Annotated in this window: 21 protein-coding genes; 18 read left to right on the top strand and 3 right to left on the bottom strand. The window is 43.7% G+C overall.

Annotated elements, in window-relative coordinates; genetic code table 11:
- Positions 1 to 76 precede the first annotated feature (76 nt).
- Complete coding sequence (locus tag IFO66_RS10980; protein ID WP_192025184.1) at positions 77 to 568, bottom strand: CS domain-containing protein; 492 nt, start codon at positions 566 to 568, stop codon at positions 77 to 79.
- Between the two features lie 207 nt (positions 569 to 775).
- Here IFO66_RS10980 and IFO66_RS10975 point away from each other — a divergent pair, with 207 nt between their 5' ends.
- The gene (locus tag IFO66_RS10975) at positions 776 to 1,837 is read left to right on the top strand and encodes a nucleoid-associated protein (protein ID WP_192025272.1); all 1,062 of its coding nucleotides are present in this window, start codon (positions 776 to 778) and stop codon (positions 1,835 to 1,837) included.
- A 388-nt stretch (positions 1,838 to 2,225) separates the two neighbouring features.
- On the opposite strand, the gene IFO66_RS10970 is transcribed toward IFO66_RS10975, so the two are convergent.
- Positions 2,226 to 5,534 carry a DEAD/DEAH box helicase gene (locus IFO66_RS10970; RefSeq protein WP_192025183.1) on the bottom strand — a complete coding sequence of 1,103 codons (3,309 nt, stop codon included), beginning with the start codon at positions 5,532 to 5,534 and terminating at the stop codon, positions 2,226 to 2,228.
- A 188-nt stretch (positions 5,535 to 5,722) separates the two neighbouring features.
- Between IFO66_RS10970 and IFO66_RS10965 the strand changes: the two genes are divergently transcribed.
- From IFO66_RS10965 to IFO66_RS10930, 8 genes are all read left to right on the top strand, one after another.
- Entirely contained in the window at positions 5,723 to 7,222 is a 1,500-nt protein-coding gene (locus IFO66_RS10965; protein ID WP_192025182.1) for a spore germination protein, read from the top strand.
- Between the two features lie 60 nt (positions 7,223 to 7,282).
- The gene (locus IFO66_RS10960; RefSeq protein ID WP_225445676.1) at positions 7,283 to 8,410 is read left to right on the top strand and encodes a GerAB/ArcD/ProY family transporter; all 1,128 of its coding nucleotides are present in this window, start codon (positions 7,283 to 7,285) and stop codon (positions 8,408 to 8,410) included.
- Entirely contained in the window at positions 8,407 to 9,543 is a 1,137-nt protein-coding gene (locus IFO66_RS10955; RefSeq protein ID WP_192025181.1) for a Ger(x)C family spore germination protein, read from the top strand. The genes IFO66_RS10960 and IFO66_RS10955 overlap by 4 nt, the downstream gene beginning before the upstream one ends.
- A gap of 258 nt (positions 9,544 to 9,801) precedes the next feature.
- Positions 9,802 to 10,254 (top strand): GyrI-like domain-containing protein, encoded by a 453-nt coding sequence (locus tag IFO66_RS10950; protein WP_192025180.1) that lies wholly within the window; start codon positions 9,802 to 9,804, stop codon positions 10,252 to 10,254.
- Positions 10,255 to 10,377: 123 nt separating this feature from the next.
- Positions 10,378 to 10,815, top strand: a complete 438-nt coding sequence (locus IFO66_RS10945; protein WP_192025179.1) for an SRPBCC domain-containing protein — start codon at positions 10,378 to 10,380, stop codon at positions 10,813 to 10,815.
- Positions 10,816 to 10,879: 64 nt separating this feature from the next.
- Complete coding sequence (locus tag IFO66_RS10940; RefSeq protein WP_192025178.1) at positions 10,880 to 11,446, top strand: histidine phosphatase family protein; 567 nt, start codon at positions 10,880 to 10,882, stop codon at positions 11,444 to 11,446.
- A gap of 239 nt (positions 11,447 to 11,685) precedes the next feature.
- On the top strand, positions 11,686 to 12,138 hold the full coding sequence (locus IFO66_RS10935; protein WP_192025177.1) for a flavodoxin: 453 nt from the start codon (positions 11,686 to 11,688) through the stop codon (positions 12,136 to 12,138).
- 116 nt (positions 12,139 to 12,254) lie between these two features.
- On the top strand, positions 12,255 to 13,181 hold the full coding sequence (locus IFO66_RS10930) for a serine/threonine protein kinase (protein ID WP_192025176.1): 927 nt from the start codon (positions 12,255 to 12,257) through the stop codon (positions 13,179 to 13,181).
- Here IFO66_RS10930 and IFO66_RS10925 read toward each other — a convergent pair.
- Positions 13,159 to 14,967 (bottom strand): vWA domain-containing protein, encoded by a 1,809-nt coding sequence (locus tag IFO66_RS10925; protein WP_192025175.1) that lies wholly within the window; start codon positions 14,965 to 14,967, stop codon positions 13,159 to 13,161. The two genes, IFO66_RS10930 and IFO66_RS10925, sit on opposite strands and share 23 nt — an antisense overlap.
- A gap of 514 nt (positions 14,968 to 15,481) precedes the next feature.
- On the opposite strand from IFO66_RS10925, the gene IFO66_RS10920 reads away from it, so the two are divergent.
- From IFO66_RS10920 to IFO66_RS10880, 9 genes are all read left to right on the top strand, one after another.
- Entirely contained in the window at positions 15,482 to 17,650 is a 2,169-nt protein-coding gene (locus IFO66_RS10920; RefSeq protein ID WP_192025174.1) for a transcriptional regulator, read from the top strand.
- A 162-nt stretch (positions 17,651 to 17,812) separates the two neighbouring features.
- Positions 17,813 to 18,238, top strand: coding sequence for a membrane-associated protease 1 (locus IFO66_RS10915; protein WP_144987098.1), 426 nt, complete (start codon positions 17,813 to 17,815; stop codon positions 18,236 to 18,238).
- A gap of 115 nt (positions 18,239 to 18,353) precedes the next feature.
- Entirely contained in the window at positions 18,354 to 18,821 is a 468-nt protein-coding gene (locus tag IFO66_RS10910) for a J domain-containing protein (protein ID WP_192025173.1), read from the top strand.
- Between the two features lie 257 nt (positions 18,822 to 19,078).
- Positions 19,079 to 19,633 carry an FHA domain-containing protein gene (locus tag IFO66_RS10905; protein ID WP_337912884.1) on the top strand — a complete coding sequence of 185 codons (555 nt, stop codon included), beginning with the start codon at positions 19,079 to 19,081 and terminating at the stop codon, positions 19,631 to 19,633.
- A 17-nt stretch (positions 19,634 to 19,650) separates the two neighbouring features.
- Positions 19,651 to 20,169 carry an FHA domain-containing protein gene (locus tag IFO66_RS10900; protein WP_192025172.1) on the top strand — a complete coding sequence of 173 codons (519 nt, stop codon included), beginning with the start codon at positions 19,651 to 19,653 and terminating at the stop codon, positions 20,167 to 20,169.
- 14 nt (positions 20,170 to 20,183) lie between these two features.
- Positions 20,184 to 21,020: a PP2C family protein-serine/threonine phosphatase gene (locus IFO66_RS10895; RefSeq protein ID WP_192025171.1), complete on the top strand. Its 837-nt coding sequence runs from the start codon at positions 20,184 to 20,186 to the stop codon at positions 21,018 to 21,020.
- Between the two features lie 54 nt (positions 21,021 to 21,074).
- Positions 21,075 to 23,042 (top strand): PP2C family protein-serine/threonine phosphatase, encoded by a 1,968-nt coding sequence (locus IFO66_RS10890; protein WP_192025170.1) that lies wholly within the window; start codon positions 21,075 to 21,077, stop codon positions 23,040 to 23,042.
- Positions 23,042 to 24,322, top strand: a complete 1,281-nt coding sequence (locus IFO66_RS10885) for a normocyte-binding protein (RefSeq protein WP_192025269.1) — start codon at positions 23,042 to 23,044, stop codon at positions 24,320 to 24,322. The genes IFO66_RS10890 and IFO66_RS10885 overlap by 1 nt, the downstream gene beginning before the upstream one ends.
- Positions 24,313 to 25,008: an iron-dependent peroxidase gene (locus IFO66_RS10880; RefSeq protein ID WP_192025169.1), complete on the top strand. Its 696-nt coding sequence runs from the start codon at positions 24,313 to 24,315 to the stop codon at positions 25,006 to 25,008. The genes IFO66_RS10885 and IFO66_RS10880 overlap by 10 nt, the downstream gene beginning before the upstream one ends.
- The last annotated feature ends 102 nt before the right edge of the window (positions 25,009 to 25,110 follow it).

Genomic DNA, 25,110 nt, shown 5'->3' with positions numbered 1-25,110 from the left:
CTATGTCATACGCCCATAAGAAGGAACTTGGTCTAGGGTGAATATTGAAAGTGATCAAATATTACTTACTGACAATCTAATCAACAATTTGGATATCAATATTTTGCATATTGCCTGCAGCTTGTTTACGCATGACAATACGGAGCTTTTTGTCTTGAATAGTGGCGCGTGTGCTCTTTGGAAATACTGGGGCAGATAGGGGGATAAGCTGTTTACGAGATGTACTTGTATTTTGGATCAGAAGCTGTGTTGGGTTCATTTGCAAGCGTACATCTTGAGGCTTTGTTTTTTTAGACATTTTCACTTCAATTGTTATTTCATGATCCGTTTCTCTGGAAGACCATCCTGGTTTACCACTAGTCGCTGGAGAAGTTGAGGGAGGGGGATCGGTTGTATCGGAAGTGTACTCGGCTTGATCAAATGCTTTGGAAAAGGAGCGTTTGATTTCTTCCTCGACATATTTTTGGATGGCCGTTTGCGATAATAGCTGTGAGGGGTTTATTGGCATCGTAATCCCGAATTGCTCTTGAAATTTCTGCCATGGGAAAAAGGAAGACATGTTTGCCATATGGGGCAACTCCTTTCCGCTTCTGCTGATGCATCATAATTGGCATGCTAACAATGTATGCAGGGCGGGCTTGGCTTGCCCCGACTGATCCAAATAGCAGTATGCCAAATAGTAAAATGCAGGTTAATGTTGTTAGCTATTTTCTTTGAGTGGCAATCAGGGTACAATGGTGAGATGTGACGTTTGGAGAAAGAGAGAGTGAGCAGGATGATTGATCTGTCCAAGGTAGATATTCACCAGATGGTCGTTCACAAAGTAGGGAATAAATCTAGAGATGAGGGCGTACGTATTTCGCAAACTCGATATGAAGTACCGAGTGAGGAAGTACGCGATACGTTGTTAAAATATTTTTTGACGAGCTTCAAATTCGATATGTTTTATCGGTTTCATCATGAAACGGATCTGTCGATGAATGAGGTGTATACGTACGCAAGTCGTATGTTTGACCAGCCTAATACATTTCAAGAGCAATCCGTACACATTTTAAATCATTTGTATGAGCAGTCATCGCATCCACAAATAAAGTCAGGTGAGCTTTATGTCGTGCATTTGAACAACATTTTATATAACGACTTCAGCATTGACGCTATTGGGCTGTTTAAGTCGGAGAATAAAGATGTGTATTTGAAGCTAGATGAACCGAACATGGATGATCTGGGCTTGCTAATCGAAGAAGGCGTCAACGTTCGTAAGCTGGATAAGGGCTGCCTGATCTTGAATGTAAAGGCGGTCGGCGGCTTCGTAGTAGGCGTAGTTGACGCGACAGCTGGAAAGACGCAAGATGCGGCAATGTACTGGATGGAGGACTTCCTGAACGTTACGTTTATGGAAGACGAGAACTACTATACAGACCACGCGATTCAGATGGTGAATGAGTTTTATGACAATGTGATTGCTCCAGCCTCAGAGCAGCCAGAGAAGAAGGAGAAGCTGGAATTCATCAACAGCACGATGGAGTATTTCTCTCGCACGGATAAGTTCGAGGAAGAGGAGTTCATTCATAACGTCCTTCAGGATCATAATCAAGGTGAAATGTTCAAAGTATACAAAGAATCGTATACCGAAATGAATGAGCTACCTCCATTTGATGCGATGCCGATTTCACAAACAGCTTTGAAGAAAGCGAAGAAAACGCTGCGCAACGTGATTAAGACTGACACCGGGGTTGAGTTGAAGCTGAAGAGTGAAAGCTTCCCCTATGTGGAACGGGGCTATGACGAAGAGCGCAAGCTTCATTATTACAAAGTATATTTCTCACAAGAAGAATAGCGGAACGTTGGCGATTTGTAAAAACAGCTTCTGGCATATGAAGTTGGAATGGTATGCGGGAGCGAATGAATGCATGAATATTGCGAAAATAAGCGCTCTCGCGCCCGTTAAAATTTGAACACAGACAATTTGGTCTAAATAACGTCAATGGTATCCGTTAGCTAAACACTGCACCATAAGATTCTAGGATGCAGCAGCCATATTCAAAGATGAAATATAAAGAGGGTCTTGTCAGCAGAGTAATGTGCGGACAGACCCTCTCTTTTACTTATGGTATGGCATATCGAATAATGCTTGCTGTATGTTTATTTCTTGAACATTTGAAAACTTGAAAAGGATACTGCTTCATACGATTTTACAAACAAGTGAATGAGCAATGATGCAGACATCAATTGATACTTAATATTTCACGAATTTCCTGTTCCGTAATGGCAGATTGCGTTTCTTCACCTGGTTGGATTACCTCATGTATCAAATCTTTTTTGCGCTGCTGCAGTTCATAGATTTTCTCTTCAATTGTACCATGCGTGACAAGGCGAATGACCTGCACCACATTTTTTTGACCGATACGATGCGCACGGTCGGCAGCTTGCTGTTCAACAGCAGGGTTCCACCATAAGTCATATAGGACGACCGTATCTGCACCAGTTAGATTAAGCCCTGTTCCTCCTGCACGGAGAGAGATAAGGAAAATATCGCGTTCCCCTTCGTTAAATCGCTGACACAGCTCCACCCGCTCTTTAGGAGGTGTCTTGCCATCTAGATAGAAGGCCGATCTGCCGCACAGCTCGAGTTCGCTGCGAATAAGCTCCAGCATGCTCGTGAACTGTGAGAAGATAAGCATCCGCTTGCCGCTGCTCATGCATTCTTCTACAAGCTCTAGCAGCTGTTCGAGCTTGCCTGAAGTTCCTTCATACTCTTGTACGAACAAGGCTGGATGACAGCAGAGCTGCCGCAAGCGAGTGATGCCCGCGAGTATTTTCATCCGTCCTTTTTGGAAGCCTTCCGCTGCCAATACTTCGAGTGTTTCCTCTTGAAGTCTGCTCAAATAAGCCAAGTAAAGCTTTTTCTGATCAAGGGATAGCTCCGTCATATGCAAGGTTTCAATTTTGTCTGGTAGTTCTTTCAATACATCTTGCTTGAGACGTCGCAATATAAATGGTCTTACTTTGCGTGCCAGTTCTTCACGAGTAAGGGCTTGGAATGACTTTTTGCTCGTAAATAAACCAGGGAATACAGCTTCAAAGATCGCCCATATTTCTTCGACGGAATTTTCGATCGGCGTGCCTGTAAGGGCGAATCTACGGCTTGCTGTAATTTGTCTGACTGCTCTGGAAGCCTGTGTTGCTTCATTTTTGATCGTTTGTGCCTCGTCTAGTAGCAAGATGCTGAACGTAATATTTTCATACAGGTGAATGTCCCTACGTAATGAAGGATAAGAAGTAATCAGCACATCTACTTCCTCTAAGGACTCAATGACTTGGCTGCGCTCATCCTTCAAGCCTGCTGCAAGTTCTACCCTTAACTGAGGTGCGAACTTGTGAAGCTCATTGCGCCAGTTGTAGACCAATGATGCAGGCGCTACGACGAGTACAGGCTTGTTGGTTTCCAACTGCTCCTTGTTAATTGCTTCACGTTCCGAAACGATATAGGAGATACTTTGCAGTGTCTTACCAAGCCCCATATCATCAGCTAAAATGCCGCCAAAGCGATAGTAGGACAACGTTTTGAGCCAGTGGAAGCCATAGGTTTGATAATCCCGAAGTACATTCACCAATGGAGCAGGAACCTCAAACTCCAAGTCTTCTGGCCTTTTCATGTGATCCAACATCTGGCGTAGTTGCTTGCCAAACTTCATCCCGCGCGCACGATAGTCGTCTCCTGTCTCAATAAGACTAAGACCTCTCGTTATCGGTAGGAAGATCCGATCCTGCTGTACTTCTGTACGGCTCATGCCTACCTCATGCATTAGATCGCCGAATTGGCGATAACTTTCTTGCTCCAATGAAAGAAAAGCACCGCTTGGCAAGCGATAATACTTTTTCTTCTCCAAAATAGAGAAGAGGATGTCGTGAATATCACTTTGCTCAATGCCTGCCATGTCGAACTTGACCTCAAGCCAATCTGTAGCTGCATCTACGTCCAACATCGCTCTAGGCTGCTGTGGAGCTTGGAACATCAGAGATTTGACCGTTTCCGTGGAGTAGATCTGCGCTATCGGCTCCAACTTGGGCAGCAAGTGATACAGGAAGCTGTATATTGCTTCTTCATCATTGGTGTACAGCTGCTTGCCATTGTTGCGAAGGCCAGATTGTTCCAGAATTCGCACGATTTCATTCTCCTGCTCGTAGCTGCGCAGTACATAGCGTTCTACGTCCTGTTCCATCGAAACCTGCTCAGGTTGAAACGGGTAGATGACTTTATCATCATAAATAAATTCGACCAAGACCGATAAGTTGTTGTCTAATCTATCAATGTAGATCTTAGTTATGAGACTTGGGCTTACAATCTTATCGGCAATTTCAGGTCCAATCGAAACATGGCCAAGTGCTTTAATTCCTGGGAGTGCCCGTTCAATAAAAGCAGGGAGCTCAGTAGCTGCAATACGAACCTCGTTGCTGCGAGACATATAGAACAGCTTCTTTAGTGCTGTAAATTGGTCCAACTGAAGGTCGCTTACAGGGCAGAGCATGCCCTCTGCACATATGTAGCCATACTGCTCCATAGGCAGTGCGGTTTGTAAGCCTTCAATAGCAAGTTCGTAAATATCCGTTTCTTCCTGCTTGATCCGAAAGGAAAGAGGCACTTTGCCTTGTTCTCCAAGTCTAAGATCGTATTGTTTCGTATCTTGCTCGATTCGAATCGGAACTTGCAGCAGTAAAGGGATCGTTTCCTCCCACATATGAGGTGGAATGACAATGGTCCGTTCTGTGCCAAGCCTACCGCTGCTATTTAAGCCATACATAAGGTCATAGTAACTTTCTTCGATCCGCACGATGTCGATAAGCTTGCGGATAATAGCTTCATCCTGTTCCGAGAACCGATATTGATCAGGGCTGTAGGTGAACTTTTTAGAAAATGCAAACGGTTGAGCTTGGGCAAACGCCGTCAAAAACTCCCTTACTTTGGGTACGATATACAGTCGCTGTGGCCCAACTCGAAATTCAAGCGCGAAGTAACTTCTGCGTGCATGGGATACGGCATGGCAGATCCATTCTACTTGAAGCGTTTCACGCGCATAATCATCGTCTTCGTAGGCGTCATAATCGTCTTGTGACGCTGATTGGTACGCTTGGCTGCCGAAAATAGAAATCATATTGCGCGTTAATGCCGTATCTTTGGAACTAATCGCGGCAGGATATCTATTCTGGAGAGCGCTCGGTAAATATTGATCAGCCGTTTTTTTGTCAAATCTGCTGTCGCAAACCGCTAGCATGACGGCAGCGATATGTTTGCAATAAGCAAAATAAGTATTGGAAGCAGGACAAGTACAGCTTGCTTCTACTTCCTTTACCGTTGGCAGCCTAACTTGGACACTGTAATCCTCGCTGCCGCGTACGAGAGCTGCGTATAAATGCTCTGTTACTTGTTTAAATTCAATGATGCGACGAGTCATGTAATACTTAAGACCTCTGCTATAAGAAGTTCTGCCGCATATATCTTCCACATCACTGTAAGATTCCAGTTGGTTAAACATGTTGTTCCTCCGTAACTCTTTATATCTATATAGATTGGCAATTGTATGTATGAGCGTTCGATGTTAGATGCTGCTCTTAGTATACTGCTCTTTTTGACGAAGTTCATTACAAACACAATAATCTGCATGGTTTTGTAACGAATGGGGGATAATTTCCGGTAATGCCAACTGGAAGGAGGAGCAGTAGAATGACAGTTTCAAATATAAAGATTTCTGACATGGCCGCCTATTTAAAAGTAGAGCTGAAAAAGCTGCTGCCAAATTGCTCAGACTTGGTTATTCATGGGGTTAATTCTTCTGTAGCTGTGTGTTACATATCTGGATTAATTGACACGAAGGTGTTAAGCTCTTCGATCCTCGGTGTGCTTACGATGATGGATGAAGATGAAGTAAATACGGAACTGATTAGGCAGACGATAACGATATGCGAAATTGAGCGGGAAGGCAATCTGGATCAAGTCGCGTTGAAGCTGCTGCAAGGGCATGTATATATTGCTGTAATGGATGAATATGAAGGCCTTTTATGCAATATAGCACATTTCCCCACTAGAGCAATTGCAGCTTCGGAAAATGAAACGGTTATTTTTGGCCCTGTATTAGCGTTTAACGAATCGCTTGGTGAAAATATTGCCGTTCTACGCTCTTACATCAAAAGTCCAGGCTTGGTAGTAGAACCTCATATAATAGGTAAAAAAATGGAAACTCGTATTCAGCTTACCTATATGTCGGAATATGTAGACGAGCAGTATATCAAATATGTAAAGTCCAGACTAGAACAAATCAAAACGGATGGATTGCTCGGCAATGCTTTGCTTATGCAGAAGCTTCAAAATCATCCGTACGCCCTTTTTCCGTTAATGACCTTGACAGAACGTCCTGACCGTACGATACAGGCTCTAATGGAAGGTAAAATTGTCATTTTCATGGAGGGAGACTCGCATGTTATTATCGGCCCAAGCTCGTTTATTGATTTCTTCTTATCGGTAGAAGATCGATATATGAGTTGGGGAACAGGTCTTTTTATTCGGATGCTGCGATTTATAGGGCTAATGATGTCCGTATTTTTGACACCAATTTATGTCGCTGCGCTAACGTTTCATTATCAAATGATTCCGCCAGCCTTAATTGTATCGCTTATTGAAACACGTTCCAAAGTTCCATTTCCACCTTTATTAGAGACATTGATGCTAGAGATGACGATGGAGTTTTTGCGAGAAGCTGGTGTTCGCTTACCGACGAAAGTAGGTCAAACGATTGGTATTGTTGGTGGGATCGTAATTGGCCAAGCTGCTGTACAGGCTGGATTTACAAGCAATATTTTAATTATGCTGGTTGCTTTGGCTGCACTTGGCTCTTTTACCACTCCAAACTACTTAATGAGTGGAAGTATACGATTAATTCGTTACCCGATGATCATAATGGCAGGTTTATGGGGAGTTCTTGGCATTGTATTTGTAGCCATGCTTATATTTATACATTTGCTGAGACAAACAAGCTTGGGGAGACCTTATTTATTTCCGCTCTTTCCATTTCGTCGCAAAGATCTGACAGTCGATATGCTATTAACACCTCAGTCACACTACAGCTATAGGGGATCGCCTGTGCAGAACAGCCCTAACAGTAGTGAGAATGATCATACAAGCAATCGTTCTTCATCGAAAGACCCGCAGTCTGATAGTAACCAGTGACAGATTTTATCGGTGAAAAAGAAAAAAAGAAGTGAATTTACGGAAGAACGAGGGAAGCGCATGGATGTTAGAATTAAGCCGAGACCGAATAAGATGATTCAATCGTTTGGACTTTTGTTTGTCATCTGCAATGTTCAAATCGGGATCGGAGTGTTTGGATTTCAAAGATATATAGCTCGTGAGGCAGGTCATGATGCTTGGATTGCTGTACTGCTGGCAGGCATGTTCTGTCATTTTTCCGGTTGGTTGATAGTAAGTGTGCTGCGTCGCTATGAGTCTGCTGACTTGTACGGGATTCACCAAGATTTGTTCGGCCGTTGGGTAGGCGGGGGATTAAGTATACTGATGATGCTTTATTACGTGATCGTTACTGTGACTATATTGCGTACTTACATTGAGGCGGTACAGTCTTGGATTTTCCCCGAATTTCCTACATGGCTACTTGCCTTTGTCCTACTATTTTTATCATGGTATGCAGGGATAAGTGGCTTACGCGTCATTGTAGGGGTCTGCTTCATAGGTTTTTTTGTTATGTTTGCTTTCTCAACGCTATACTATAATCCGATCCAGTTCGCTCAATGGAACAGGCTGCTACCGATCGGAGAAGCAACCCCGTACCAGCTATTTAATGGAGCGGTTGCGATGGGGTTTACTTTGTCGGGTTTTGAGATTGTCTCTTTTTTGTACCCGTACCTTAATGATAAAGATAAGTCGCAGAAATACATGCAGATAAGTCTATTGCTTACGAATATCCTTTATTTATTCGTTATCCTTGTGACGACGATTTTTTTCAGTCAAGATCAACTGTTGCGAACGGTATGGAGTTCACTCAACATGCTCAAGATCGTCAAATATCCTTTTTTGGAGCGTATAGAAGTGCTTGCGATGGGGGTATGGATGTTCGCAGTTGTGCCAGGCATTATTATTCTGACGTGGGTAATAAGCAGAGGCTTGCGACGATTGTTCAATTTTCCGCATAAAAAGGTACTGATTGTTTTCAGTATCTTTATATATGTGGTAACGCTTGTATTTCATAATCGGGAACAAATTGATATGCTAAATAGCCTGATTAGCAAAGCAGCTCTTTTTATCAGCTTTGTATATCCTCTTTTTCTTTATGTCACGGTGGCTGTTGTATGGTGGTGGCGTCAACACAAACCTAAGAAGGGAGAAGATGAACTAGCATGAACAAGTTCAAAGTCAAGCAAATATCTATTGTTCTTATGCTAGTATTTATGACGGGCTGTTTCCACTCGTCTGTGTTGGAACGAACCTCCATAAGTGTAGCATTGGGTTACGATAAGATTGGAGAAGGGAAAATTCAAACTAGTTCGGTATTGTACGGCCCTACAAGTAAAGAAGGAAAGGAAAGTTCACATGTTATTTCTGTAGCAGGTGAAACGAGTAAAGGGGCTCGCCAAAATCTGAATCATAAGCTGGCCTTTAAAGTAGTCAGCGGGCAAATTCGATTTATTGCCTACGAGAATGAATTAGCCAAAGAAGGAATTATAAGTATCGTGGATACGCTTAGTCGAGATCCTTCTTATGGGGAAATGATGTATTTATCTGTTACGGAAAAGCCAATCCGCGATCTATTCGCTTATAAATATCCGAATATATCAAATGTAGGAACCTATATGTCGAGATTAATTGCACACAATATTCAGGATAGTTGGGTGCCGTCATGTACATTGCATAATTTTCGCAATGATTATTATAGTGCAGGCAAGGAACCTGTACTTCCTATCGTCGAAAGAACAGATAAAGAGGTCAACGTAACAGCGCTAGCCCTATTCCGAAAAGATGTCATGATTGGAAAAATGCAGCCAAAAGAAGCGGTTTACTTGAAGTTGCTGCTTAACCAAGAACAACCTGACACAATTGAGGTTAAAATGCCAAAGGATGGGATGGCGAAGTATGTAAGAAAAGTGAACCAGCCATTTAAATATATGAAGGCGGCGCTTGGGAATATCGGGAGCAAATCATCCATTAAACTAATTTCGAAGGACGAGCTTACATTTGATGTAAGCATTAAAATAAATGTGGAGTTGCAAGAAATAACCGAGGATTATGACTTCGCGGAAGAAGGTGCTGTGCAGAAGCTTGAAACAGAGTTGAGCAAACAAATGAGCAAAGATCTGGTGAAGATGCTTAACCAATTAAAGCGGCTTAACTCTGATGCAGTAGGCTTTGGTGAAGTATACCGCAGTTCCGTTAGAAATTCTCGGTTAACGAAAGAGGAATGGCAAGATATGTTCCCGAAGGCGAAGTTCAATACTACGGTTAACGTGAATCTCATTCGTACTGGAACGATAGAATAACGACTTTGTGTTGGAAAAAGAGTGCAAAAATACCTTTCCGATTCTAGGCAACCTGTGTATAATGTTAAACAAAACCAAATCCGACGCCATCTCAGTAGAACATCAGGATACCGATCTTGATGTTCTTTTTTGAAGCATAAGTAGCCTGTTTTATAAGACAAGAGAACAAGAAAAGGCTGAGCCAAGTGACATCGCATGGCAAGAACATGACTACCAGTTTTGTGAACATTCACATTTCACGAATGGAGGACGATGTTTATGTATGAATGTCAATTGATGCAAAAAAATGAGTTGAAGCTGGTGGGGATCAGTTATTCTGGGCCTGTGAAGGAATGCTTTCCAGATGAGTCCATTAGGCTACATGAGCGATTCTGGAAGCGAAGAGATGAGATTACTTCTGTCGCACATACGGAATTGATATTTAGCCCTTATTATGGAAACGATCAATTCATGACTTACTGGGGTTGCTTGCAAGTAGATAGTCTTGAAGATGTACCGGATGGAATGGTGGGATTGCACTTGCCGTCTCAGCTTTATGCGGTTGTAGAAGGCAAGAGAGAATCAATTTCCGATGCGTACAAAGCGGTATATCGTTGGATTCGCCAGAAGCATTTGGATCGGGAATGGGGAGCTAGTTGTGTCGAGTTATTCCATGTGGAGGAAGGTAATCAGCAAGAGAAAGTTGAGCTTTGGATACCTGTAAAAAAGTAAGCGTCATCATTCATGGTGGATTTCAACGTCAGGGATGTACGTTCATGGGAAGCACCATAACTTCAATGAAGGAAGTTATGGTGCTTTATTACTATACAGCTCAATTAATAAGGAGGATGTGTCATGGTGCAGTCACAGCGCAGCAATGATAAGCCAATCGGCCTTACGGCTTCATCTGGATATCAAGTAGGTATTCGAAGGACACTTTCTGTCCAGCCTGAGCAAATGTGGAATGTATTGCTTTCGAAGCAAGGGTTGAATGTTTGGTTGGGTCCTATTGAGTCATTGGTTGCGGAAGCAGGTGAGCAGTATCATTGCCAGAATGGAACAAAGGGCGAACTTCGTGTTGTAAAGCCTTTTCAACAGTTGAGGCTGACTTGGCAGCCTCATACATGGCATACACCATCTACGCTACAAATTCGGTTAATCTCGAATAAGAAAGGAACAACAACGATTAGCTTCCATCAGGAGAAGCTGGATGATGTACATCGTCGTGAGGAGATGAAGCTGCACTGGGAGCGGGTTATCATCGAGCTAGCGGAGATGGTTGCGAGAGCATAGGTGGAAGTGCTGAAGTGCTGCCATACTAGTGTCGAGAACGACGATCAGGTAAAGGGGATCCTGGATGAACAACCTATTTATAATAAGGCACGGTTATGGAGCGGGTGAAGAAGCGTCAACTCCATTGACAGAGGAAGAAAATGAGCAAGCTAAACAGCTTGCATCCTGCATGAATGAATTAAATGTTGATGTATTAATTTCAAGTCCATCTCTACGTACGATACATAGTTTACAGCCAACTGCAATTCAATTGCGCAAGCCAATTGTGATTGATGAACGAATGGAAGAGTGGCTGCTTGCCATTTCACATTCGGCAGCGGGAATGAAGCAGCTCGCCCAGTTGTTTACGCATGAAGCGTGTAGGAGTAAAGAAGAGTCAATTGGGCGAGCAACGCTTGCAAGAGGCGTGTCGGTTCTTAGTAATGCACTGAATAAGCAAGCTAACAATGTTGCCGTTATGACAAGTCGTCATGAAATCTCGGCTCTTCTTGGTTATTTTGATATTGAGGAGGATGTCCGTGGGGAAAATACTTCGTACATGGATATATTCGTGATTCGATGTAAGGCCGAACAACTTTCTTTAGAGCGAGTATGGAGCTGCGGTCAAGCGCTAGAGCTGCTTCCTACGTAGCTCTATTTTTATGTTTGCCATAAGTAGGTGTGCAGTACGAAAAAGTGCTGTGCACGTAAAATAATCAGGAAAAAATCTAGGATAAGCTGCATAAGTTAAAAAAGGAAGAACGATAGGAGCTGGAAGTTATTGCTGATGAAAATGTTGTAGTGGACTTTTTTTGGTGATAATGATAATCTTTCTCATAAAGGAATGACTGACAGCTGTTTGCTGTATATTTGGATTGGGGGAATTGAGGAATGAGTGAATCAATTATTTTGGTGTATGCAAGTATGACAGGTAACACAGAGGAAATGAAGGATGCTGTTGAAGAGGGGATCCGTGAATTGGGGGCGGATGTAACTGTTAAGGAAGTTATGGATGCACAAGGCTCTGACTTGGAAGGTTATGATGTGATATTGCTTGGTGCCTATACGTGGGGCGATGGAGAGCTTCCAGATGAGTTCCTTGATTTCTATGATGAAATGGAAGATTTGAAGTTGGAAGGTAAGCGTGCTGCTGTCTTCGGTTCATGTGATTCGAGCTATGCTCAGTACGGTGCTGCTGTAGACATTTTATCGAACAAGCTGCGTGATCTTGGTTGTACACTTGTGCATGAAGGGCTTAAAGTGGAGCTTTCCCCATCTCAAGATGAGAGAGAGATCTGCCGTGAATTCGGACGCAATGCCGTACGTGCTTTGTCGAACGCGTAAGAGATGAAAGGTAAGCCTCTTGCTTCGCTGTTGGAATATTATGTTACAATAGATGAGGATTATAGTGAGCCTGCTACATCGTGAATCAGTGGGCTCATCAATAAGAGGAGAGGCTTATGACAACGCTGCGAAGTTACAATGGCTTATTTACAAATATGAAACTGCGACGAGTATATAAGATTAAACGGCACGTATCTAGCAGTGAGCTGTCTCATGTATATGTAGGCGTTCATATGCAGACAGGTGAGTCTGTTATTATAAAGGAATACTATCCTCAATCTTTAGCCATTCGCGACTTGAACCGACGTACGGTCTTATGTCGCATGCCCGCTCATCAATCATCCTTTCATGTATTAAAACAAGCATTTATGCAGGAAGCAGCAATCCTGTCCAAGTTTCAACACCCTGGTATTATGAAGCTGTTGGATCATTTTGAGGAGAATGGAACTGCTTATGTAGTGACAGAACTGTGCAAAGGCAAGACGCTGGATAAGCTGGTTCAATCTGCCGAACTTACTTCAACAGCTGCTAGAGAGCTGCTCATACATACAATGCTTCCTCTACTAGATGCGATTTCAGTTATACATCAGCAAGGTATTATTCATCGGGATTTGAAGCCGCAAAACATTATCGTGGATCGTAAAGGGCATGCCAAGCTTATTGATTTTGGTTCCGCTATACATATCGAAGATCAGGTTCAGCGCCATATATTTACTAGCCGAAGCTATTCGCCTTTAGAATTGTATTCTTCGCAGTCACAGCAGGGCGTGTATTCAGATATTTACAGTCTTGCAGCTATCGTCTACTTTATTATGAATGGTTCAGCACCAGACGATGTAGCGGATCGATTATTCGAGGATCATCTTGCTAAGAAGCTGGAACAGAAGAACATGACACGATTGCTATCATTCGTCACACGTTGGGGCTTGGCACTTGAACCTAATAAGAGATGCTCCTCGCTTGAATGGTTTCGTTACGCCTTCCAAGCGGAGCATCTCTTGTATAAATACAAACCTAAATTTAACCTGCGGCAGGTGCAGTAAAGGAACGGGATGCTGAATTCACGCCCTTGCTTTTGTAGCTTAGTTCCACTTCCGTCTTACCGTCCTCAAACGTGATGTAGATTCGATCATTCGCGTTGAGGGCTATTTTTGTATGTGCAGGGATCGTCCTCATACCAAAAACAACGCGACAATTGGTCTGATGGATAAAGTGCAATTGCCCGTTTCTACCTGACTCAAAAAATATGCGAGATGTTTCTGGAATAGGTTCATTCGTATCCAAACGCATAAACAGTTGGTGCAGGTCAATGCGAGTGTGGTTGTTAAAGGCTGCAAGCGGCCAAACTTTCACGGGATACTTAGCTCCACTTGCGGTAGAAAGGAAGCACATCTCGATTCGGCCTGTAAATGGTTGACGAGCGCGATTATGCAGCCACAACCACAATCCTAGCGCTGCAGCTGCCAAAGTCAGCACACCTACTATAGTAAGTCCGTATCGTGTCCAGATGTTATCGATATGCACATCTAATTGCAGCTTAGCAAGTTGTCCATTCTCACTTACTGCGACAATATGCAGCGGATAGCTTCCCGTTGCTTGTGGAATGAATGACAATTTCCCGTTGTTCAATGCTGTTTTTCCTAGTGCTCTCGAATGTTCCGCTGCTGGTAATGCTGGCAACAAGTAATACTGATTGTTTTCAGAGGTAGCGTGTTTAAAATAGGATGTGATGTCATGTTCTATGCTACCATGCTCCTTCATGCTGGTAATTGCTCCAACATAAGAGGAAGTAGGTTGCAGTGCAGTAACATCAAGTTCCTTCTTATAAGTAGAATTGAATTCAAGTCCTTTCACCTTTAGCTGCAGTATGTGTCTGCCTGTTTCCTCAAAAATAACAGAAGCTGCCCAACTATTATTATCAAGCTTTAGCGGTATCGTACGAGATTCATTGCTGCGTTTGTTCGTTATGATCAGTTCCGCTTGCAAATCCTCGTATATGCGTTTATCTGTCACGACTTCTTTGTTCGCATGCAGCAGTTGAGCTGTCCACGTGGTGGGGATCTGCTCTGTAATAGTCGTGTAAGGCGTTGTAAGGGAAGCTAGCATGCCGTAGGTCTGCTGCTCAGTGGCTGCTATTTGTGCAAGCAGCTTAGGAAGCTCATCTACAGTATGCGCTTGGAATGCTCTTCCGTTTGTAGACGAAGCGGCTTGTTCTAATTGCTTCTTGGCATTTCCGTTCTGAGCTATCGTAATCGTATAGATAGGAATATGCTTTTCTTTAGCTTGCGCTACAGCGAGTTGAATGTCATGCAGGGCATCGCTAAGCTGCCGTTGTCCAGACGTGGGAAGATCAATATTCCCGTCAGATATAACGATCATATATCGGTTTGAGGAATTTTTTTGAAATTGATTCTTAAGTCCCGAAAGTTGATTTACCCCTCGTTTTAATCCTAATCCTAGGTCAGAGTACCCACGATATGAAACTCCTCTTAATTGCTGTTCTAAATTCTCCTTATTCATCGTTGAAAGGGAAGATGAGAATAAGACAGTGTCTTTTGCAAGATGGTTGTAAGTGATGACCCCCAATCGGAAACGCTCACGATCATGGAGATCAATTAGAACCGGAATGGATACGGCAATAGTCTGATTTGAATCTGTCTTTCTCATGGAATAACTCGTATCCCATACGATTAAAGTGTCGGTGCTGCGTGATCGGATAGGTTCGGCTGCTAAGTGAAATGAAGGGATCGCAATGGAAACTAGCGATAGTATGAGCGTTGCTGCGAGCGTTCGCCATAACCATTTGCTAGTATGACGAGCATTAAACATAGACGTTACCCTCCTTTTTTTCTACAGATTCCGCTTATGCTGTGAGCGTTATTAGCCAATAAATAGCTAGTAAGTAGCGATAGGCTAAACGTCCGTGTGCATGAGTAAAGCGGTCTTCAATATGAGCGTTTTAGAGATAAATAACATTATTTTAGGCTAAAGGTAATATTATTCCAGCATATAATAGAGAATTGGAAAAATAAAGAATCATTCTGAAAATGAGTCGAAATATAGGGCTTTATAGGTCTTAAATAGGAATAAAGTCATACAAAAGTAAGTATTTGACAAAATAATTTAGAGCGATGTAATATGTTGGAAGCGTAATTGGAACTATTCGACATCTGATCTTCCATGTTTAGTAAGAACTAGGGAGACCTATGTGCGAATGACTAAACTAGGTACTGTTAAATCTAATAGATTGTTGAGAGGAGGGGGCTGTAAACAGACAGCTTAATGCCCTGTTCTATCGTTATGGCACTAGGGTTACAATCTGTCACGTTTATAGCAACGAGCCGTGGACATTATTCATCAGACGAATCGAACGATGCTATTCGAAGAGATTAATCCTGAGAAATTAGACCTTTTGACCATTGTTGGCGATGTAAGAGGAATCGACAGCCTAAGTGATGACAAGATAAAAGAAATTAATCAACACTTGCTAGTCCGAAACTTTGACGAGTTTCTCACTAAGTTTTCCCCAACAGTGTACTCATTCTATAACGCTTCGAATCAACGAGTATTGTATACACTGCGTAAGCCGGAAGGCATCTCCGATGATTGTATTTCTGAAATTCGTATTGACCAGAACAATGATTTCTTGAAAATGCTGTTTACGTTAATTGATACGAAGAAAAGCCAGGGCATCATCAATGTGGACTTCAAGTTTGAGAACTTGCTCGATATGATCTCGCCAAAGAAAGTGATGGACGATATTCGTCAGGTTCGTAAAGAAATTCATTATGTGTACAACCAGTACGAAGAATTGGATGACAACGATCCGAAGAAGCTTGATATCGGCGACAAGCTGAATGGCTTGTTCGAGGATGCAAGCAAAAACTATAACAACGTGATGGCTCTGCTACCGCTAGCAATCGAAGATATTAAGACGCGTTTACTGCTTGGCGGTTCATCTGAAGAGAACCAATCTGAGAGCATTCAAATTGGTACGCTAATGATCGGTGAAAATGGCGAACTGAAAATCATAGAAGCACCGAAAGTGGACAGTACGGCACTTATGCTGAGAGATGACAACGGCAGTAATGAGCTCGTTACTGTATTCGAAGATGACTATGATTCGGTTACCGAGTCGCCTTCTGCATACGTGAAGGACTTGGTTGTGCGTACGTTCTGTCCACTTCCTGCTGTACAGTCGGACATTAACGTAGAGAAGGAAGTTCAGAACTATAACACGTATTTGGAATTCTACAAAAATGCCAAAGACGACTTCGTCAAAACAGTGAAGCCGCTTGTAGAGAAAATGCTAGGGATTAAGTTGTTCTTTGATCAATATACAACCAAAAATCGCGGCATGCTGCCTGCCATGCTCATTACAAACAGCAAGCTGGACATGACGATTAAGAGCAGTAATATGCCTCGTCTCGAAGCGTATTTAAATACAGTTAACTCTAAAAATGATTTCTCTGAAACGATTTGGTTCGGTATCGTGCCATCCGTTGATATGGGGTCTTCCAGTGCAGTGCGAGTCAGCCGTGAGCGTTTCCGCGGGAACGAAAAGGCAGTGAAACAGGATGGTAATACGATGGAATCGCTGTCTGTACTGCTTGATACGATCAAGCCTTATAAAGTACAAGTGTTCTTTAGCTTTGAGACTGGTGAAGAGACGACGTTCAACAGCATGTCTACAGCCGGGATTGAAAAATATATCGACAAGTGCAATGTGCTTATTCGTAAAGACTACAGTGAATTCGCGGTGCCTTGTATCCCGAACTTTACGATTATTCCGAAGGACAAGTCCGGAGTCATTATCGACAGTCGCATGCTTCAAACGGAGCAGGGTGTTCAGCTTTCCAAGGAAAAAGAAGATATCTTAAAGCTTTGGATTGAAGGTGTCTATGTGGGAGCATCTTACGTAGCGGCAGGGATTGTTGCCGCTTCACAATGTCCTGACTATTTGAAGGAGTCATTCAAAAATGTCGGCAAAGATTTCCCAGGCGTGCGCTTCGATATCGAGGCAGCAGACAACAGCTTGCGTACCGTTACGACGATGGCGAAAGAAATTTCCGGATTTACAAATAACATCAAGGATGCCATCAATAAGCGTAACTTTGGGTTCGTCTTCTCATCTGAGAATGCGCAGCTGCAAGGAAAAGATATTAAACGGATTACAGTCTATAAAGCTCGCAGCTTGGCTTCGGCTGAAGACGGCTTCGACTCTTTATATAAAACACTCGTCAGTACGTACATCGAGCGTATTCTTCGCTTCCAGACAGGTGACTTCAAGCATGACAATATCGCGAAATTTTTCAGCAACAATCCAAGCAGTCAGAAGAGCAAGTGGCTTAACGCCAAAGGCTTCGTGAACTCCATCGTTCAAGAAGGCGACGATATGACCTATATCATCGATGAGAAGAGCAATCTTTGTCACATCGATCTCGTCTTCAACGGCAACGTGAAGAACTTGGAAGTTTCGATTACAAAGGCTACTACTCCAGTCAAAGCTTAGTTGAATAGAGCTATAGCCTGAGTGTGTTTCTAAAGGTAGCACTTTTCTGTTCGTGCACACTGATTCGTGTGCTTGGGATGTGACTAATTGTCACAACTCTTCACATATATTTCGAGGGTCATCCTCGAACAGCCATTATTTATTTTAAGAGGAGGTTTTTTCATGGGATTCAGATTAAAAGTTGAAGGTGCAGAAACTATCGAATTGGGTATGGACAACATCCAAACGGTTCAATACGAAACAGACACACCGGATGATTCCAATGCTCGCTCCACAGACGTGGGTGCAACAATCAAGTTGTCAGGAAAAATCATCACAGCAGTTGACGGGGAAAGTGCTGACGACACATTGAAGTTGGCTAATTGGTCGCTCGTATCTGCTGAGAAAGCGGATTGCTACCGCAAAGTAACATTGGAAGTAATCGCTGCGGATCAAGTAGTTCGCAAAATCCATCTTCCAAACGCTTTCGTAGTCGACTACACAGAGTCTTTCGGCGATACAGAGGGCGTAGGTAAATTCACGCTTTATATCAAACAAAAGAAAGACAAAACAGAATTCACAAAAATCGAAGGCGGCTACGCTGTATAAGCGTAACGATGCCTCCCGACGGGGAATTCGCATGTTAAGGGGCGTTATGCCCCTTAATGTGTACCTGCACTGGTGAAAGAGAGTTAATCCAATCCTTTAAATGAGGAATAATACGATGAATCTAAACTATTATGAATTGCTCGAAGTATGTTCAACGGCATCCGCAGATGAGATTAAGAAATCTTATCGTCGCTTGGCAAAAACCTATCATCCTGATGTCAATCCAGGAAATGCGCAAGCGGAAGCTAGATTCAAAGCATTGGCTTCGGCTTATCAAGTACTGTCGGATGAAGCGTCAAGGCAAGTTTATGATGAGCAGTTAGCTCAAAAAGACAGCGGATCAAGGGCAGGGGCACAAGCGGGATCATCATCCTTTACTCAAGCAGGCAGACAAAAAGGTAGTACCGCAGCATCAGGAAAAGTGGAGTTCGACATGCAGCAGATGCATCAGAACTTTGAGCGGTTTTTCGGATTTGATCCGAAGTCGAAGGAAGGCAAAGTGAATCAAAATCGAAATGGAAAGAACAATCCCATCGATACATCGGAACTGTTTGAACGTTATTTCGGCGGGCGTAAACGCTAGTGTAATCGGTTAACGAATATGAATATGGCAACTAGGCTCTCTCCGTTAGGAGGAGCGCAATGCTCTTTCTCTTGGCAGTACAACGAAGATGTGAGGATCAAGCCGGATTTGGAGCAATTTTTTATTTCTCTATGGAAATGATCATTTGTGGTTTCTAGCACGAAATCAACGATTCTATTGGGCGATAAAAATGTCTCTTACATTCGATTGCTAATCCGCATAGAACTATGAGAGAAGCAAAGATAGGAGGAGTCCATGTGAAGGAGTCAACCCGTTCACGCAGCACTTGGATTCAAGTGATTAATGCAATGCTGGTTGTCATTATGCTTGGTATTGTCTACTATGCCTTCGTTATGAATCAGACGCAGGGTGTCATGGTAGCAGCAGGAATTATGCTCGTTGGTACGGCAATTGGAGTTGGTTGGAGGTTTGCGCAACAAAAACAACCAGCAGCTGCAATTGTAGAGCCTGTAGGTATTACGAAGCTTGTGCTGCTAAATGAAGATGGAGATAGTATCAAGGAATGGTACATAAATGGGGAAACGTCCTTGCTGATTGGAAAAAGATCGAATCAGAGCGAGGTTGATATAGATTTGACGGAGTCTGAGTACGCCTCGTTGATTAGTAAAGAACATGCTGTTCTTAACTATGCTTCGGGCGTTTGGTATATCGAGGATATTGAGTCCCGCAACGGGACAGGCATCCAACATCGTGGTTCAGGCAGCAAGCAGCGATTGGAAAAGGAACATCCTCACAAGCTTGAGCAAGGAGATATTATTTTAGTTGCAAATACACGGCTTCAAATGAAATAGACGGGGGAATGAGCACAATGAGTTTGAGAAGATGCGCAAATGGTCACATGTTTAGTACACGCAAGCACGGAAGCATCTGTCCGTACTGTAATGTCGCAGTGGAGCCCGAAGCTGAAAGCCGCAAAGTGCCTGCAAAAGTAGAGGAAGATGATCGCACGCTTCCTTATTTAGGTGAGACAGATGGAGTATCACCAGTAACGGGCTGGCTTGTATGCATTGAAGGCCCCCAGCAAGGCCAGGACTATCGAATTATGGCGGAGAAGAATTTTATCGGCCGTGCCGAGGAAATGCATATTCGTATCTTGGGCGATAACGCGATCTCTCGTCGTAATCATGCAGTCATCGTATATGATCCGAAGAAGCGCAATTTCTTCCTACTTCCAGGAGATGCCTCAGGGTTAGCTTATCACAATAATGAGGCCGTATATTCACCTGTGGAGCTGAATGCCTACGATGTGATTGAGCTTGGGCAGAGTAAATTCTTGTTCATCCCCTTATGCGGCATTCACTTTGAGTGGGATCATCAGGCTGGATGAAGGTAGGGACAATTATGAGTGATATGAATGGAGTACCCTATCTCATTTTAGCAGGTCTAGCAGTCCTACTTATTGGCTTACTCATTGCAAAGCGGCGAATGGAAGCAGAGGAAGATACATCCGATGTTCGTATCGGTAATGGGCAGACGATTGGGGCAAGAGACGAGCAGGATGACTACTTCTCATCCGTAACGACACCAATTGGGACAGCTGCTGTATTGGCAGATGGAATGAGTGGATTAGAAAATGGAAGATTGGCGAGTACGATTGCGGTTAACACGTTTATTCGAGAATTTCTCAAGCTGGATCATCCGAATATGCTCGAGCAATTTTTCCCTAAGGCGGCTCGCATGAGCAATAGCGAGATTGTACGCAATTTGAAGGGGCAGCGAGGTGGAACGACGCTCGTAGCAGCTGTTATTGCTGATGAGCAGCTGTATTGGGGAGCAGTCGGAGACAGCATCATTGCCATATTTCGCAATAAGGAATGGATTGAGATTAATGAGAAGCACACGCTGGAATCTGTGCTGAAAGAAAGATATTTGCGCCGCGAAATCGCCAAGGAAGATGTCGTAGACCATCCGATGCGCAAGCGGCTTGTTAACTTTCTAGGGTTCGAGCGCTTTAAGCATATGGAAGTTTGCGGTGCGCCGATTTGGCTGCAGCCGGGAGATAAAATTGTCCTGTGCAGTGACGGGATTACAAATTGCTTGACGGAGCTGGAATTGGAGAACATTTTATCGCAACCGCTATCCCCTCATGAAGCAGCACAGCACATTATTGAGGTCGTGGAACAGCGTAACAAACCGAATCAAGACAATGCAACAATCATTATTTTAGAGCATCGTTAACAGGGCAGCCGCGGCAGGAGAGAGCGAGTAGCGAAGGAGGAGCGGGGCACACGGATGAGAAGAGACAACAGTGAATTTGTGACAAGCTTCGTTTCAGAAGCCGGCACGTTCGTGAACAATAAAGATTTTTTTGCGTTCGTGGAAATGGACGACAAAGCTTGCTGGGTCATTGCTGACGGGCTTGATACGGACCGGGAAATAGAGAGCGCGGAGCTTGCGATTCAGACGATATTGAATCAATTCCAACAGAAGCCTACGATGTCTCGATTTCGACTGAAGCGGTACTTGCGCCGTGCACATGAACGATTAAAGATGGATAGCACCCGAGTCAGGCTCAAGGCTAGCTTGACGATCGTTGCGACTGATTATACACGAATTCGATGGGCGGGAGTGGGCAACACCCGCTTATATCATTTTAGACAAGGGCGATTGACGTTTAAGAGCAAGGATTTGAGCTTGGCGCAGCAGCTTGCGAATGAAGAGAAAATATCGGATGAAGCGCTGGATCACCACGAGGAACGCCACAATTTACTGCAATATGTGGGACAACCTGAACCGATGGAACCATACGTATCGCCGAAGTTTCGACTTGAAGATGGAGATGCAATGCTGTTATGTACATCTGGATTGTGGGAAGGCGTTAGTCGTGTCGAAATGCTGGATGCCGCCGAAGAAGCACAATCCCCTGAACAGATGGTGGATACGCTGGAAGATATTTTGCTCAGCAAGCAGACAAAGGTTATTCGCAATTATACAGCAGCAGCTATTTTTGCTAATAAAATATTTAAGGAAGACCCGCAGAAGAAATGGCTTATTATGCGTCGCATTCTCATTATGGTTCTTCTGTTCGCACTACTGGGCGGTGGTGCGTGGTACATGATGGCACGGCAGGCTGCTAATAAAGCGGAGCTTGTGCAAGGCATGATCGATAATAGGCAAAATGGTGAAGTCTATTTACGGGACGGCAATTATGATCAGGCATTTAAAGAGTTCAGCGATGGTCGAAATGCCGCTATTCGTTTGAAAGATCGTGTGAACAAGCAGTTGTTTACGAATAAGCAGCGTCTCGTGCAGCTTGTGGTTGATGGAGATAAGTTATTTAAAGAAGGAAATTATCCGAAGGCATTAAGCATGTATGAAATTGCGCTTAAAGAGTCGGAATCACATAAGGAAATAAGCCGTGCCGATATGGAAGAACGAATTGAGCGTACGAAGGCTCATGTCAAGGTGTTGGACATGGTCAAAGAAGGCGATATGAAGTTCCAGAGTGGCAACTATCTTGGTGCTCAAAATGCCTACATACGTGCAAGTAAAGCGGCGGCGACTTCCTCTTATGAGAAGGCGGATGTCATTCAGGAGAAGCTGCTAGCTACGCAAGAAAAGCTGTATGGCATTGTAAAAGGAACGAAGCAGCTTGAAGCCGAGAAGCTGGAGAAGGATGGAGACAAGCTCATGACCGCGCAAGATTATTTAATGGCGATTGAGTCATATGTGTCTGCACAACAAATTTATCAAGAAATTAATATGCTGGAGAAGGTGCTCGGGATGGAGCGGAAAATTTCGAAGGCTTTGGATAAGATGGAGCCGCCAGTACCTCCTGCCACTGCGCCGGGTGCTGCTGATGCAGGCGCGTCTGGTGATGCTGTTACCCCTCCGGTGGTGACACAGCCTAATACAAATGTACCAGCTTCTAACGTCAATCCGCCTGCTTCCTCTTCGCAGCTAACAACACCGTCTGTGAATGGTACAAGCGTCCCTGTTGATGACAATGGGGCAGCATCCGGCACTAGAAATACGCCAGAAACGAGCAGGGAAGAGGCTAAAGAAAATGGTGGAGCTATAGCAGGACAGCGCTCACGATCGGATGGACCAAGGAATTCTGAGTCACCTGCCTCAAATTCTAAGTCTACAGGGGAGTCGGAACCAACGGGAAGCTCTACTGGATCACAATCAACAGGAGATCAGGCTGCTACTTCGGATAATCGTATGGAGCGGGCGCAGCAAGGAGGTCGTGAACGTTGATGAAGGATATCATACTCGATCGGCTTAGCCGAATGGAAGACCTTGAACAGCGTAAGATGCTTAAGCAGATTGTAAGTGGCGCTCTATTGAATCTAATGGAGTATCAAGAAGAGATGAACCGTCAACTCGAAGAGCGTGTATTTAATGAAATGGAAGACTGGGGAGATAAATACGATATCTACGTCTCGCTTGCTGCTAGAGAGGATGTCGATCCCATTCATGAATACCTTCATCCGATGGTGGCGGCCGATATGGATAAGCAGATCTGCAATATGACGGAGCTGCTAACAGCTTTGAATCGCGGTGAAGATGCTTATTTACTAACGTTGTTCTTGGAGTGTGACTTTGTTCTATTGAAGTCGCTGCTTCAACAAGAGCGGACGTTTACAGGCACTATAGTTACAGCAAGGGGATCGCATACGGTAGGTGTACAGCTCAAACAAAATGCAACGTACATGCAAGAAATAGAGAGGTTGTATCGTATATTTCAAGTTAACAACGTGCCTTGGCGAACCGTCAATCATCCTTATGCATACAAGTTTTTTGATGTGTATCTCGTTACTTACGAGGAAGGCATGTTCCGTGAAGGTGAAGAGATTTTTGAAATCTCAGTACATTTGGAAGAATACGAGGTCTACAAACGCTTGAATTTGGTGCCATTGTGGAACATTGAGCGATTAACGATGCGCACTGTGGGCTTCCCAGTGCCTGCAAAGGATCGGGTGAGCTACGAACACGTTATGAATTTGCATGCTACAGGTGTTGGGCACGGCTACTTGATCGATGGAGATGAAGCGGATATCCGCTATACAAAGCGGGGATATGAGGACTTAATCATCGTGACACCGCAATCGAAGTCAATGCTATGGAATGTTCTTAAAATTATACAGCCCGTAACGAGTAAACTAGGTCATCCGATGTATGATAGGCAATCCAATAAGCGCGTTTCCAGCTTTATCGATCGATTTGCACGCAGACAGGCGATAGTTGTTCGTGCAAAAGCGGAAATTGTTCGCCTCATTCAAACCTTTGAAGTATCAAAAGGGCTTGAACTTGAGGAAATTACAATTATGGAGCGTTCGGATGAGCGGGAACAGACGTACAATATGAATCCGTTCATTAGCGATCATGTTCGTGTTGAGCGGGATAAAAAGATTATGCGGATGAAATTTAGGCTGCATCATACGAACAATTTCACGACGAGTGATGTGCTCAGCTTTATCGTCTCAGAAGTGCAGATGTACTTCCCAGAATACAAGTGTGAAGGAGAATGGACTTGAATTACATCTGGGATCAAGTCGTGAAGGCGGAACAGCAGGGCATCGCGAAGTCAGAGCTGCGTTTCGTTCCAGCCAAAGTCTATTCTCCCTACATGGAGATTAGTCGTGAGATGCTGAACGACCAGAGCGTGGAACGAACGGTTGAGATTAATCCGTACTATCGTTTTCATTCTATTTTCAAAGATTTGTTCGACGCCGAGAACGATCATGAGGAAGAGCTGCGGCATACGTTGTTTGATTTGGCCATTCATTTTTTGGCGGAAATCGATTTGATGCAGGGGATGAATAAGCGTGAGTACCATATTCGCTTTGCGCTGAGAGATATGAAGGCTGGGGTGTTTGGCACTAGTGTGAGTGAAAACATAGAGCTATTCACAAAAGACGAACAAGAGGTAATTGCAGGCAATGTACTGCGTTTATATGAATCAGGCGAAGCGATCTATTTGCTAAAGGATACGCTGCGAAAAATATTTAAGCAGTCCACAATTTATGCCAACTGCGAAGAGAAAGACGAGCTGTTGTTCTATATCGGTCAGCCGTATAGCGAGCAGGCGTTGGCTAAAATAGAGCTGATTAAAGATTTGTTTCTCCCTATTCGATTCCAAACCGAGCTGTACTGGGATCGGCATTTCGGCGTTATTGATGTGGATAAAACGATGCAAGTTGACTATATTGCACTTTATTAATTTTGTAATCGATTATGCGGCAGGGGAGGACCGAATTTGAACGTGAACAATACCTATTCATACCGACTTTATACGAATGGAAATCCCAAGGACAAGCAGCTC

Origin of the sequence: Paenibacillus arenosi, from assembly GCF_014841135.1 — a bacterium.
In the GTDB taxonomy this organism is placed as follows: domain Bacteria; phylum Bacillota; class Bacilli; order Paenibacillales; family Paenibacillaceae; genus Paenibacillus_B; species Paenibacillus_B arenosi.
The sequence above is the reverse complement of the archived record's forward strand: the minus strand, read 5'-3'. Positions and strand labels throughout refer to the sequence as shown.

Coding starts and splice junctions, on each gene's coding strand:
- IFO66_RS10970 (WP_192025183.1), bottom strand. CDS start 5,534: ATGTTTAACCAACTGGAATCTTACAGTGATGTGGAAGATATATGCGGC.
- IFO66_RS10900 (WP_192025172.1), top strand. CDS start 19,651: ATGAGTTTGAGAAGATGCGCAAATGGTCACATGTTTAGTACACGCAAG.
- IFO66_RS10950 (WP_192025180.1), top strand. CDS start 9,802: ATGTATGAATGTCAATTGATGCAAAAAAATGAGTTGAAGCTGGTGGGG.
- IFO66_RS10915 (WP_144987098.1), top strand. CDS start 17,813: ATGGGATTCAGATTAAAAGTTGAAGGTGCAGAAACTATCGAATTGGGT.
- IFO66_RS10940 (WP_192025178.1), top strand. CDS start 10,880: ATGAACAACCTATTTATAATAAGGCACGGTTATGGAGCGGGTGAAGAA.
- IFO66_RS10965 (WP_192025182.1), top strand. CDS start 5,723: ATGACAGTTTCAAATATAAAGATTTCTGACATGGCCGCCTATTTAAAA.
- IFO66_RS10975 (WP_192025272.1), top strand. CDS start 776: ATGATTGATCTGTCCAAGGTAGATATTCACCAGATGGTCGTTCACAAA.
- IFO66_RS10880 (WP_192025169.1), top strand. CDS start 24,313: ATGGACTTGAATTACATCTGGGATCAAGTCGTGAAGGCGGAACAGCAG.
- IFO66_RS10910 (WP_192025173.1), top strand. CDS start 18,354: ATGAATCTAAACTATTATGAATTGCTCGAAGTATGTTCAACGGCATCC.
- IFO66_RS10925 (WP_192025175.1), bottom strand. CDS start 14,967: ATGTTTAATGCTCGTCATACTAGCAAATGGTTATGGCGAACGCTCGCA.
- IFO66_RS10960 (WP_225445676.1), top strand. CDS start 7,283: ATGGATGTTAGAATTAAGCCGAGACCGAATAAGATGATTCAATCGTTT.
- IFO66_RS10890 (WP_192025170.1), top strand. CDS start 21,075: ATGAGAAGAGACAACAGTGAATTTGTGACAAGCTTCGTTTCAGAAGCC.
- IFO66_RS10895 (WP_192025171.1), top strand. CDS start 20,184: ATGAGTGATATGAATGGAGTACCCTATCTCATTTTAGCAGGTCTAGCA.
- IFO66_RS10930 (WP_192025176.1), top strand. CDS start 12,255: ATGACAACGCTGCGAAGTTACAATGGCTTATTTACAAATATGAAACTG.
- IFO66_RS10945 (WP_192025179.1), top strand. CDS start 10,378: ATGGTGCAGTCACAGCGCAGCAATGATAAGCCAATCGGCCTTACGGCT.
- IFO66_RS10935 (WP_192025177.1), top strand. CDS start 11,686: ATGAGTGAATCAATTATTTTGGTGTATGCAAGTATGACAGGTAACACA.
- IFO66_RS10955 (WP_192025181.1), top strand. CDS start 8,407: ATGAACAAGTTCAAAGTCAAGCAAATATCTATTGTTCTTATGCTAGTA.
- IFO66_RS10885 (WP_192025269.1), top strand. CDS start 23,042: ATGAAGGATATCATACTCGATCGGCTTAGCCGAATGGAAGACCTTGAA.
- IFO66_RS10980 (WP_192025184.1), bottom strand. CDS start 568: ATGGCAAACATGTCTTCCTTTTTCCCATGGCAGAAATTTCAAGAGCAA.